Source organism: Micromonospora sp. RTBAU3-60, from assembly GCF_054963695.1.
In genome coordinates, this window is the sequence record NZ_JBUEGB010000025.1 from 33,151 (window position 1) to 45,130 (window position 11,980).

The following is an 11,980-nucleotide window of genomic DNA, read 5'->3' on the forward strand; positions in this document are numbered from 1 at the left end:
GCCGTCGCCTCGCGGCTTAGGGGTTCAAGCGTCAGCCCCACCTGAACGCGTGCCCGATACAGCGGTCAACACCGGCCAGCGAAGGTCCATTGCAGAGCTTGGCCGTGTTGCCCGTGCTTCCATGACCAGCCGACCCCACGCCCGGGGCCGCGACTTAACCCGATTCCCAAGCTGAGGTTGTGGGAGGCCGTGCCGGACGAGCGAATAGACCCGTCCGGCACGGCTGGATCAGCGGCGCCCGAAATAGATCCCTACGGCAGTGGCAGCCGCTGCGCCGATGCCGGCAACGGCTGTGAACGCCAGATCGGGAGCGCCGCTCGCGGCCAGGACGACGCAGGCGACAACCGCTCCGCCCGCAATGCCGGCGGACGTCAGCGCGATGCGGTCGCGGGCCGAGACGTCGGGCCTTTCCCGCTTGGCGACGTCCCGGTCGGACCCTCGTCGGCCGGGAGGGCCAGCGGCCAGGTTTTCCTGCACCTCGCGGCGCGTCCGGCCATCAGACGGCTGCACACGCTGGCGCCGACGCTGGTGGGGGAGGGCAAGGGTGGCCTTCCCCTTCTGGGGAGTCCGTCCACCCCTCCTGTTCGTTACCCTCATTAGGCCTGCACCTTCTCCAGTTGATTGCAGGTTAGGGGGCGGCACCCGCGCCAACGGTTTGTGCCGCCCCTGCCCCCAACGGACCTTCGGCCCGTCCCTTGAGTAACGAGGGCGGGCCGAAACGGTCGTGTGCTCTCTCCCTCACTCCAAGATCGGCAGTCGCACAAACTTGTGCGACTTTTTTTGCGCCTCTATGACCCTTTGCACCCGTTATCAGCCACCCCAAATCGTCTCTCTTCGGGCGGGTGCAATTTGCATAACGGAGGCATGCAAATCAACATATCTCGATTAGTCGCCCGGAGCGGAACCGCATGACAAATGCGCCGTACTGGCAAAGTCGCTGGTGGGCCCGCTAAAAGCATCGAGACTGATCGACGACCGCCTAACAGGCAGACCGATGGTCGCGTGACGCACGTCACAAACGAGTCGCACAGGACTATTTTGGGAAGATCCATCACTCATCCGTTCACGGGTTGACGGCGTCTCGTCTGACAGCAGTCCCGACAGCAACGAGTTGGAACTACGGCAGCCGTCGGCGGTGGAGTGCGGACGAGCGCCCGAGGTGGCGGACGTCGCCGCACAGCGAGGGACGGTGCGCCCAGAACTTACAAACGAGGGGTCGACCTGGGCCGTCTCCGGGCCGTCTGGGCCGTCGCTGGGCCGTCAAGCGCCGACCAAAGATGACCGAGGACGACCAACACCACCCGAAGAAACAGCAGGTCAGCCGCCATGTGATAGCGGCTGACCTGGTGGGCGACGGACGAGTCGACCTGTACGCCGGATACTGCTGGTGTGAACGAGGATCTTGCGAAGGTCGCCCTAAATCTCTGGCGGGCCGATGCGCTCGTTCCGTTCGACTGGCTCCAGGACGTCGACCTGAACGCGGTCCCGATCAACCACCCGGCTCAGAAGCAGGCGTTGATGGACCTCCTGACCAGGGCCCCGGCAAAGTCGTTAGGTGATGCCGAGTAGTGCCAGCGGGCGGGTGCTGTCGCGGGCGTGATGCCGGTTCGCGGCGGCGATGTTGGTGATGCCGGCGGTGCGGAGTGCGCCGATGGCGGCGTTGCGGAGGGCGGCCATGACTTGTGGTCCGGTGCCGGTGCGGATCTGGGATCGGTCTTCGTCGTAGGTGACGTCCCGCACCCAGTGGACCTTGTTCTCGATCGACCAGTGACCACGGATCCATCCGGCCAGTTGGGCGGGGCTGGCCTGGTGGACGCGCAGGTCGGTGATCGCGTAGACGGTCTCGGTGGTGAACCGTTTCGGCTGGTCGAGGCGGGCTGCGGATCTCGCGGCGGCCGTGGGCGGCGGTCGGTGTCGCGGGTGGCGTTCGGGACGGCTCGCCAGGGCAGGCCGGCGAGTTGGGAGTGCAGGCTGGGCTGGTTGCCTTTGACGGTCAGGATCCAGTGCGCGCCGTGTTCGGCCAGGTAGGCGACGTGGTCGCGTTGGCAGTGCAGGGCGTCGACGGTGATCACGGTGTCGCCCAGGTCGCCGATCTGGTCCAGCAGCGGTGCGAAGCGGGTGATCTCGTTGGTCTTGCCATCGACGTCGGTGCTGGCCAGGACCACTCCGGTGGCCTGGTCGCAGGCGGCCAGGACGTGCCGGGCCGGAGCGCTGGTGGTGCGGGAGCCGCGCAGGGCCTTGGTCGACCGTGATCGCTCGCCTGCCCGCTGACGGTGCGGTTATGGCCCGGCTGGCGAGCCAGCCGCTGACGGCCGCGGTGAGCAGGTCCGGGTCCAGGGCCTGCAACAACCGGCGGAATCATCGCCTCCGACGGACGCCGGTCCGGGGCGATGCCCAACGCGAGCGCGGTCGCAGCCGGGACGTCGGCGACCCACTCGGCGATCGCGGTATAGGAGCGGTAGCCGGCCACCACAGCACAGACCGCCGCGGTCACCACGACTGTCAGCCGGTGCCGGACACCCCGGCAGGCGCGGGGATCCTGCAGGTCGGCCAGCCCTGCGGGCAGTCCAGCAGCGGTTCGGGCACGGTGACAGCCGGTGCGGTGGACACAGACGAGATCAGCGATGATGGCAGCGCGGGCATGACTCACTTCCGACGATCAACAAGGCGTAGAGAACCTCGATGATCATCTTAACGGTCATGCCCGCCCTGCTACCACCAGCAACGGCGCGTCTACACCAAGCGGATCAAGCCGGACACCCTCACGACATTGCCGGGGCCCTGACCTCCTGACCCGTCTGGAGGAGACGGACGCGGCGGGGGCTTCGCTTGACGAGATCGAGGCGGCGAAGGCAGAGGTAAGCCAAGACATGGGCTGGTAACGGTCAGATGAGACTGTGCGGAGCTGTCGACAGCAACGCTGACAGCAACTGATCCGGACTGGGGCGACCGTTGGCCGCCGGCCCCGGACGGTCGTCCGAGGTCGCGGACGAGGGCGGACCTCACCTGACGGAGCGCCCAGAACTTACAAGCGAGGGGTCGCAGGTTCGAAACCTGCCGCGCCCACACTCTGACCAGCAACGAAAACGGGCCGCCGGATCACCGGCGGCCCGTTCCGTCTCAGTCGTCGTCTCAGTCGGCGTTCCAGAGGAGCCCGCTCCGATCTCCCCGCCGCTCTCGTTGGCCACGAGGCGTTCTAGATCTCGTCGCAAAAGCTCCGTGTACCCGATCCCTTCGTATTCCACTGTCTCGCTTCATGGCGATTCAGGAAACTGGGGCTAATCCTCACGTGGGATTGCGGACTAGATCGCGGAACTCCGTGAAGCCCAGGGATCCCAGCCAGTGCAATGTATCAAGGGCCGCTTCGACGCCGGCGGGATCAGGACCATCCAGCGCCTGTCGCAGTATCTTCCGAATTTCGTCTCGTGCCACGTGGATACCCCAGCCGTCCCTGTTCAATTCCAGATACTTGCGCAAGGCGCGAACTGCACGTAGTGGATACTCGTTCGCAATATCTGCCAATCCGGAGTATGTCACGGATTCTGGATCGGGCGATGCGCCTAGGTTCAGAACGAACTCAAACTGCTCGATGCGCCAGTGTCTATCGAGCTTCTGAGAGTCGGCCCACCAAGCGAACGCCGCAGCTTCGCTCCTTCGAGCTTCCGGCTCGCCGGACTCCAGCCGCGTCTTCCTCCACTCCCAGAGTCCCTTAGCCCGTTCGATTGTCGTCGCGTCGAGTCCGGCCGCATCGCGAAGGATTCGACCGAGGTACTCGACTGCCCACTTCCGTGTTTCTGGTGAAGCCCTGTCGAAGAACCCACCTAGCAAATTGTCATGGTCCTGAAATTCGAGAAGGCTGCGCAGGTAGTAGATGATGAGGTGCTCGCCAAGCTTCTTGGCTGATATCGCATTTCTCCCCCCGATCCATCTCGAATCCCCGTAGTCATGATTCACTCGTTGGACGGCAGTCGCATACTGCTGCCGCAGGATTCTCAACGACGAGTTATACGGGGCGCAATAGATCATGTAGGCGGTCCATGCTACGTCCTTTAGGATCGACACATTACCGTTAGTGGGAAATATTGATGAAGCTTCCCTTTTTGCCCATTCCTCATCTATCAACGCAAGCCAAGGGAACCTCTGTCCGTAGACCGAGCGGACAGCCGTCGACTGATCCACCTGAGGATCTAGGTGGCGCTTCAAGACATCGAGAACCTCTGGCATGCGGCGGAAGCCGACTTCGCCAGCATAATCCGCATCCTTGGTTGGAACCAATTCGTGCACCCATAGTGCGTACGCCACTAGGGCCCGCATCGCTCGGCCGCGCGTGGTGTTCAACGAAAGTGTCACCGGGTCCATGTTGGATCCGCCGTAGCGGGACTCGTACTCAGGGGTTGGCTCAGGATCCTCACAAAGGATGGAAAGCACATGCCAGCATTCGGTCCGAAGTTCTGCGGGAACTCTCACCTCTTTTCGCTGGAGCCCTTCCTCCAAGATGCCGGCGACCTCCTTCTTTACCCAGGTCCACCGTCCATAGTTTTCATCACCGCCTTCCTCTTCGTCGGGGCTGACGGTTAATTCTGCTACAGTCGCCAAGAACTGTATGAGCGGCTCCCAGGCTACGTTTCGTCCTTTGCGCAAGCCCTTTGCAATTCCGATGAGAGCCCATTGTGCATAAATGGGTCTAAGCCCAATTAGCCTCGGAGCGAGGCGGGACACGCGCTCTGGCTCTAGCTCAGCGAAATTCGACATCTCCCGGGCCAAGCCCTCGGGGGAGGGGCCATCCCATTGGTTCCGCTTCCCCTCGAAAGACTGTAGGAGACGCACGATCTCGTCATCCGTGAGGCTGCGTAGCGTCTCTACGTCGGCCGGGCTCTGTGTTCCCCAGCTCATCGTAACCTCAAAACTCGTGATGAACTCTGCCGGTCCGAATTCCGCCACCAACTCTAGATAGCGACGCTTCCAATCTTTAGGAAGGTATTTCTCGATGAGATGCAGCCTTCTGATCCGCCAAGCCGCGCCGTAGCGCAGAACTTCGGCCTCAGTCATTGATTCGCCGCGCTCCAGGTACCGCTGCTGAATTGCGACGAGGTCAGGCCCTTCTTCGATCCACGACAAGATAGTTGTCTTATCGGCTTGGTCGAGGAGATCGAACCGGCTAGTCATAAGGGCCCGATATTCATGACTGGGCTCACCGGAGAAGAACGCCACCCGATCGACTAGGACCTGAGCGAGTTCGTTCGCTCCGGGCGCAGGCTCTGCCGCCAGTGTAAACGCTGCCACCCGGTGGATAACTCTGCTCCGGCCCCGTAAGAGGCTGGCAAGAAGCGCCTCGTCCGATATGGCACCCAATTCGCGCACGGACTTGGTAGCGTCCCGCAGCGTCGACGTGGCGGCTTGGAGAATGCTTCGATCGTTCCGATCGTCTGATTCCAACCGGGGGCGCCATACCTGGGAGTAATCCTCTCCGGTCTCGGCCTCGGCCGGATACGCGTAGGCCGCTGATTCGTCCAGCAGATCCACTAAGTAGTCAATAAGCCTCGCTGGCGCGGAGGCAACGAGGGCGTTTGCCGTGCGATCCAGTAGGTTTGCGTAGTCCCACTGGGAAATCTTTTCGCTCGCCGGGTCGTGAATCAGGCCAGGGTCGCCGGCTTGGCGAACGGGCGGGCGAAAGATTTCGCGAGCGAACTCGATTGCGAGATCCGTGCTTCCCTCTGCGGCAAGCTTTTCTACTAGCTCGACCAGCTTCTCCGGCAGGGAGAAGTAGAGGCGGGATCGAGTGCGAAGCCATTCCAGCTCTTTCTCGATCAGTGGGCGACCTATTGGCAGAGGGAGTTGTAGGGCGATATCGGTGAGGTCTTCATGAATACGCTCGTTGTCGGTCTCGATGTTTAGAGCGACACCTACAACTTCGTCCGGCGCCTGCGTGGCAACTCTTGCCAAGAACTCTGAGGGTGGCCATGAAGCTGCCCGGATGCCTTCTTCGGTGATCTCAAGGCCGGGGGGATTATTGAACAGCCCGTTCTCTGTAAGTGGTCCTATCCAGTCGGAAGAGTTCAGGCGCTTGAAGAAGTAGTCGTAGTTGGCGCGCCTCTTCCTAATTTCGTTTATGGCGCGCTCGACAAGTTCAGGCTTGATCGCCACGGCTGGCCTCCTCAATGATCTTGTCGACCACGTCGAAATCGGCAAAGGTGCGCGGCTTAAGTCGGTCAAGCATGAACCGCTCCAAAGCGTCTAGGTACGCATAAAACTCTTCCTCATTAGGGGTCTTGTGATAGTGGCATACGCTTATGAAGTAGTCGCGTGTGATGTCCCATTGGTTCACCGCGATACTCGCGAGTGGTTCCGGGAGGTCTCGACCGGATGCGTCCATGCGACGTAGCGCGGCGGCGATGTCGTTGAGTCGCTTCGGCCTGTTCGCGGCCTTCCACGAGAAGAACTCTCCGATCGCTTTCAACGCCGCTCGCAGCGGGGGGTCGATCTCGCCCGTCCATTCGCCATTCTTGTTGCACTTGCTTCCGGCGAGGGCGGTCGCCCACTTTTGTTCTGGTTTCTGTAGTTTGTCAGTGAGCCGCTCTTGCTTCCCGGAGCTCACGAAGCCCAGGCTTTCGGGGACCAAGTTGATCATTTCACGTAAGGTGTGTGAAGCCTGCACGAAACGCTCGGTGTTGTCTTGCTGCTGAAGTACGACCAGCGACCCTATGTACATATTCCTCAAGCGGGCCTCCAGTTGTTCGAGCGCCTCCACAAGTGCTAGCTGCTGGCCAGTGAGGCGCAGACCCGGCCGTTCCAGGGTCATGGCTTCTGGTTCAGGCGTGTCCGCCTCGCTGCTACCCATGCCTGTTGGATGCCTCATCCGTTCGTACGGGCTCGACCTATCGGCCATAGCATGCCGCATCGATGGCGCTGGCGCTGCTCAGCGCGCCCGGCGGGGCCAGGTGATCGAGCGCCCAGATACCGCAGCCCGCCGGGGCAGACCGCGGGTCGGGCCGATGTGGGTCGAGGTTCAATGGAGCAGCAAGACGAGTAGCCACGCAAGCGGCCAGGGGGCGTACCCGGCGGTATGCGAGCAGGCGGTTCAGGGCCGTTCCTCCTGGTGCGGGGCGCCTCTTAGTTCCGCTGCAACGTCTCAATTCCCGTCTCGTTCACCAACGTCCACGGAAGGTTGACAGCGATGGTGGTCGACGATCTTTCCTGGCTGCGGCCGGGCGCGTACCTCAGCGGACTGAGCGTCATCGAACTTACAAGCGAGGGGTCGAGACTCGGAGACGTCCCCGGCTTACCGAGGAAGCGGGTTGGCGACGTAGACGCCCTTGCCCTGCCGGCCGTCGATCAGCTCTTCCGCCTTGAGCAGCAGCATGGCGGCGCGGATGACGGTGTTGCTGACCTTGTAGTGCTCGCAGAGGGCGGCGAACGAGGGCAGCTTGTCGCCCGGCTTCAACTGACCGGAGCTGACCTGCTCGCGAATATCCCGGGCGACCTGTAGGTACGCAGCTTGGCAGCGCGCCACGGGCGGGCCACGTGCAGGCCGTGCGCAGCTGCCGGGCCTTGCGATCGAGGGTGACGCAGACGAGGTCGTGCACCAGCGCGGTGACCGCCTGGGATGGCAGGTCGAGTCGCCGACAGGATCGCGCGGCACCGACGCGGCTGTCAGACTCGACGCACCTTCACCTCAGGTTCCCGCTGTCCGGCGTCGTCGGGTTGTTTCTGCGCGATCATCGGCGGCAGACGAGGATGCCTCCGTGTCCGGAGATAACGAAGGTGCCCTCTCGGTCGATCGCTTCGGTTACGCGTTCGCGTACGCGATGGAGGGTTGCTTCGATGGGCACGCCAGTTTGGTGTGCCCATGCTCCGTATGAAGCGAGGTGATCGAGGACTGGTTGGGGTTCGGTGACGGTGATGGTGCCGCGTAGGTCGATGAGGTGGATGTCGCTGACGTGGGGCCGTAGGCGGTCTTGGGCGTCGTCGAGGGGGAATCGGCTGCTGAGTGAGATGCGTCGCGGACCGTTGGGGGTGCCGAGGACGTCCGCTGCGGCGGCGGCCCAGAGGTCGTCGAGTTCGTGTTTGTCGTCGTTGGCGTTGGTGGAGACGACGAGAATGCCGCGTGGTCGCAGGACGCGGGTGAGTTCGGCCAGGCCGGCTTGCGTGTCGGTGACGTGGTAGAGCATGTGCATTGCGAGCACGGCGTCGACTGATTCGTTCTGCAGTGGTAGGGCGGCGGCGTCGGCGACCGCTACGGGTGGGGGTGTCTGTCGGAGGATGCCGGCGGCTATGTCGATCCCGATGGTGGTGAGGTCGGGGCGTTTGGTTCGTAGGCGTCGTAGGTAGCGGCCATTGCCGCAGCCCACGTCGGCGACGGTACCGGTGACGGTGGCCAGGTTCTCTAGGACGATGGCGGGCAGGTCGTAGGCCGGTGTCTGGTAGCGGTAGAGCGCCTGTCGGGCGGACAGGTGCTGCCCGCAGGCGTAGGCGGCGTTGGTGAGTATGGTGCGGTCGGTCGTCGGTTCGCTGCTCATACGGTCGCCCCATATCTTGCGGCTCTGGCCTGCGTGGAGGTGAAGGTCGTCAGACTCTCCCGCACCCGGGTGGCCTGTGGCGAACCGGCAAACCGGGGATGGGTCAACCCCGTGGCGATGGCGTGGCTGCGCCGGACGAGGCTGGCCGTGCGTTGGCTCGGCGGGGTGGCGAGGACGGGTGCCAGTTCCGACTCGGCGCCGTCGAGGTCGTTGGCGGCGATGTGGGCCGTCGTCAGGTCGAGTCGTGCGGCGAGGACATCTCCCACGGAGCGGTCCGCTGGTGCGCTTGCCTGGTAGAGGGCCAGCGCGCGTCGGGACTCCTCGGTTGCGCGCTGGAGCAGGGTGGGTTGGTTCAGGGTGAGCAGTGTCGTGCCTGCGTAAGCGGCCTGTTTGGCTTCGGGGAAGGTGAACAGCCCGCCGAGGTGATCTTCGGAGGCGAGGTTGTTCCGGGCATTGCTGGCAGCGTCGAGCGCGGCCAGGGCGTTCGAAAGACGGTGTCGGCGGGCTTCGGCGCGGGCAAGCAGGCTGAACAGTCGGACCGTGATGGTTCCTTCGCGGGTGTATCGTGTGCCGTCCTCGGCGGCGGCGATGGCCTCGTCAACGCGTCCGTCCCAGTAGGCGATGAGGCTCTGCAGCGCTCGTACCCACGCCTGCATGCCAGGGTGTCCCGCGAGTTCGGCGCAGAGCCAGGCGGCGCGGGCGTGGGTGTCGGCGGAGGTGTAGTCGCCGAGGTCGAGACAGAGGTGGGCGGACAGCCCGGATAGTTGGCTACCGGCCAGGTGCAGGTCCCTCAGCTGGTGTGGGTACTTGTTCCGCAGGATGACGTCGGCCACGCTGCGGCGCAGGTCTCGTATTTCGTCGAACAGTTCCGCGAGGGGCCTCGATATGAAGGAACGGACGAGGCGACGGATGTCCGCCGAGATCTGGTCGATGGCGATGGGCTCGACAGCTGAGGCGGAGACGAGCCGGGTGAACCGGGCTGCGGATTGGGCGTCCCGCGCAACCGCGTCCTCCAACATGGCGGCGGTGGGGGGCCCATGCCAGATGACGATGGATCTCACCGGGCTGGGTTCAGCGGATTCCCGGTCATCGTGGTCTTGTGGCTCGAATACGACAAGGGAATTCACCTGCGGCGGGTGCGGTTCGGCTGCAGCCGAAAGGATCGCCTGTTCGCGCGGCTCCGCGCCTTGGCTGCGGCCGTCTGTCTCAGCGGTTTCCCCGGAGGTGGTCTTCAATTGCGCGTGACGCCACTGCATGGGCGATTCGGTCGTCTGCACCAGCGCGCCGGAGGCAGCCGGCACCGGTGTGTGATCCGCTGCTGGCTGCGGCGGAAATGCCATGAGCGCAGTGCCTCTCGCGCGCTGGTACTCGCGTTCCAGGGCCAAGATGCGGTCGTAGCCGGCAGTGAGGATCCCGTCGGTGTGCAGGATCTCGTCGCAGCGTTGCCAAAAGGTCCGGTCCGGTCGCTGGTGGCCCGTCTCGGCGTTCGCGATCGTGCTGCGCCCGTACAGGGTGAGGGGTGCCAGTGTGTGCTGGGTGTGGCCGGCGGCCTTTCGCAGCGCGGCGAGCTGTTGGCCGAGTCTGCGCCGCGCCTCACGGATGTCGTGAGGGCCTACCGTGTCGACCACTTCCTGCCTCCCTAATCCCACAGCCCGCCGGCCCCTGATTGTGTTGCTGCTGGAGGTCTTGCGTGAACCCTGACACGGCCGTGCAGGGATGCGCGACCACCTGAGGCCCGCACCAGCTGAACTCTCCGGGAGCGTGCTGCTGCAGTGAACACGCAGGTCAAAGCGGGGCGGGTGGGCGAGTGGGCTCCTGGTGGGCCAGCCGGAAGCGATGTCAGTGTTTTGTCGGACTTCTACGGCAGGCTGTCGGCAGCGCTGCGCGGGGACCTTCCCGCTTCCAGTGACCGCCGGCTGGTGCTGGCTGGCACGGCAATCCCGAACAGATGCGCGGCTCCCAACAGCTGGCGCAGGACGATCTGGTTGTGGCGTTGGTCGGTCTCCGGCCGGTGGTGGCCGGCTGCGCCAGTGGTCAGGAACCACCAGGCGGCCCATACCCGGTGCCAGCCGAGCGCCCACTGTGCTGCGGATAGGCCGCCTCGGTCGGTTGCCGCGTCGGGGTGGCCGCCGGCGCTGATGTAGGCGTGGATGAGCTGGGTGAGCTTGGCGGGTTTGGTAGGTGTGCGGGTGCCGAACCAGGTGGCCAGGTCGAGGAGTCCTGGGCCGGTGAACGCTTTTGCCCAGTCGACGAGGTGGCGTCCGGTTCGGCTGGCGTGCAGTGAGGTGGGATGGAACTCGCCGTGGCACAGCCCGAAGGGCGGCCGTTCGGCCCCTTCCGCTCTCCTTCGCGCGACGTTGGCCAGCTTCTCCAGCAGTTCCTCGACAAGGTCGGTGTTGAGGAAGCGTGCCTGCTGTCGAAGAGCGGCGAGCGCGTCGATTGCCTGTTCTGGCAGGTGCGCCAGCGTTGCCTGGTCGAACGTCGGCAGCATGCTCAGAGGCGGGAGGGCGTGGACCTGGGCTGCGGCGGCTGCGGCTTCGGCCGCTGTCGGGGGTCGCAGCGGGTCGCCGAGGTCGTCCATCAGCATGCCCAGCGTCCCACGGCGTAGCGCGTAGCCGTGCAGCACGGGTACGGCGGCGCCTTGCTCGCCGAGGGCTCGCAACACGGCGGCTTCACCGGTGAACGGTGCTACGGCCGCCTTGTACACGATGCTGCTACCGTCGGCGAGGAACAGACGCTCGACGGCGGACAGCTCCCACGCCTGGATGACCTGCCGCCCGGTCTGGACGTGCCCGGCGTCGGCGAGCAGGTCACGCCGCAGCTGGTCGACGGTGCCCTGGTCGAGTCCGGGTGTGCTCACCGTGTGCTCCCTTGGGTGCTGGTGTCGATCCGTTCGAGCCGGGTCAGCGTGACGTCGAGGCGCGCCGACATGCTGGCCGGCACCCGAGAGTGCGCGGCCTGCTGGAATGCCCGGAAGTGCGGCAGCAGCGCGCGCAGCGCCGGCCGTCGGGCGAAGAAGTCGGGCACGTTGCCGCTGGCCTGGGCCCGCCGTAGTAACGACCCCAGTGCGACGATCTTGTCCGCGGTGGACACGATCAGCACCGGCAGGTCGTCAACCCGCACGGGCGGGTCCGGCTCGTCGAGCGCCCGATGCTCGACCTGCAGAGCGGCTATGATCCGCGGCACCTCCGACCCGTAACCGGCGGCGAGCAACTCGTAGATGTCCGGGGTCGCCGGGGCGAAGTCCGGGACGTCGTGCAGCAACGCCGCCGCGACCAGGGTGGGCGGCGTGTCGGGGAGATGCTCACCGATCGCCACCGCGACCCGAACCGCGTGCGCCAGGGCAGGACGGCCGTCGATGGTGTGCCCCTTGCACCACCGTCCGGCGTCCCGCAGCGCGTGGTCGATGATGATGGGGCGGGGAGGAGATAAGACCGTCATACCCTGATACCTCCTGATTGCCG

General features: G+C 64.7%; 10 protein-coding genes and 2 pseudogenes. 1 reads left to right on the forward strand and 11 read right to left on the reverse strand.

All coding sequences use genetic code 11. The annotated features are described in order from the left end of the window. Nucleotides 1-228: 228 nt before the first annotated feature. Complete coding sequence (locus tag ACY34I_RS23250) at nucleotides 229-477, reverse strand: hypothetical protein (RefSeq protein ID WP_462757175.1); 249 nt, start codon at nucleotides 475-477, stop codon at nucleotides 229-231. A gap of 912 nt (nucleotides 478-1,389) precedes the next feature. Here ACY34I_RS23250 and ACY34I_RS23255 point away from each other — a divergent pair. Further along, the gene (locus ACY34I_RS23255; RefSeq protein ID WP_462757176.1) at nucleotides 1,390-1,569 is read left to right on the forward strand and encodes a hypothetical protein; all 180 of its coding nucleotides are present in this window, start codon (nucleotides 1,390-1,392) and stop codon (nucleotides 1,567-1,569) included. Here ACY34I_RS23255 and ACY34I_RS23260 read toward each other — a convergent pair. The 10 genes and pseudogenes from ACY34I_RS23260 to ACY34I_RS23305 all read right to left on the reverse strand — a co-directional run bounded on the left by ACY34I_RS23260 (nucleotide 1,552) and on the right by ACY34I_RS23305 (nucleotide 11,957). Then, nucleotides 1,552-1,740: a hypothetical protein gene (locus tag ACY34I_RS23260; protein WP_462757177.1), complete on the reverse strand. Its 189-nt coding sequence runs from the start codon at nucleotides 1,738-1,740 to the stop codon at nucleotides 1,552-1,554. The genes ACY34I_RS23255 and ACY34I_RS23260 overlap by 18 nt on opposite strands. A 254-nt stretch (nucleotides 1,741-1,994) precedes the next feature. Continuing rightward, nucleotides 1,995-2,234, reverse strand: a pseudogene (locus ACY34I_RS23265) (transposase); the annotation flags it as partial. 182 nt (nucleotides 2,235-2,416) lie between these two features. Beyond that, nucleotides 2,417-2,650 (reverse strand): annotated as a pseudogene (locus ACY34I_RS23270) (transposase family protein); the annotation flags it as partial. Between the two features lie 635 nt (nucleotides 2,651-3,285). Then, nucleotides 3,286-6,144 carry a hypothetical protein gene (locus tag ACY34I_RS23275; RefSeq protein WP_462757178.1) on the reverse strand — a complete coding sequence of 953 codons (2,859 nt, stop codon included), beginning with the start codon at nucleotides 6,142-6,144 and terminating at the stop codon, nucleotides 3,286-3,288. Continuing rightward, a complete protein-coding gene (locus ACY34I_RS23280; RefSeq protein WP_462757179.1) occupies nucleotides 6,128-6,838 on the reverse strand; it encodes a hypothetical protein in 711 nt (236 codons plus the stop codon). Before ACY34I_RS23280 ends, ACY34I_RS23275 begins: the two co-directional genes overlap by 17 nt. Nucleotides 6,839-7,279: 441 nt before the next feature. After that, nucleotides 7,280-7,510: a winged helix-turn-helix domain-containing protein gene (locus ACY34I_RS23285; protein ID WP_462757180.1), complete on the reverse strand. Its 231-nt coding sequence runs from the start codon at nucleotides 7,508-7,510 to the stop codon at nucleotides 7,280-7,282. A gap of 205 nt (nucleotides 7,511-7,715) precedes the next feature. Next, the gene (locus ACY34I_RS23290) at nucleotides 7,716-8,516 is read right to left on the reverse strand and encodes a class I SAM-dependent methyltransferase (protein WP_462757181.1); all 801 of its coding nucleotides are present in this window, start codon (nucleotides 8,514-8,516) and stop codon (nucleotides 7,716-7,718) included. Next, the gene (locus ACY34I_RS23295; protein ID WP_462757182.1) at nucleotides 8,513-10,144 is read right to left on the reverse strand and encodes a helix-turn-helix domain-containing protein; all 1,632 of its coding nucleotides are present in this window, start codon (nucleotides 10,142-10,144) and stop codon (nucleotides 8,513-8,515) included. The genes ACY34I_RS23290 and ACY34I_RS23295 overlap by 4 nt, the downstream gene beginning before the upstream one ends. Before the next feature lie 230 nt (nucleotides 10,145-10,374). Then, nucleotides 10,375-11,376 (reverse strand): phosphotransferase family protein, encoded by a 1,002-nt coding sequence (locus tag ACY34I_RS23300; RefSeq protein ID WP_462757183.1) that lies wholly within the window; start codon nucleotides 11,374-11,376, stop codon nucleotides 10,375-10,377. Next, on the reverse strand, nucleotides 11,373-11,957 hold the full coding sequence (locus tag ACY34I_RS23305; RefSeq protein WP_462757184.1) for an HD domain-containing protein: 585 nt from the start codon (nucleotides 11,955-11,957) through the stop codon (nucleotides 11,373-11,375). Before ACY34I_RS23305 ends, ACY34I_RS23300 begins: the two co-directional genes overlap by 4 nt. Nucleotides 11,958-11,980: the final 23 nt, after the last annotated feature.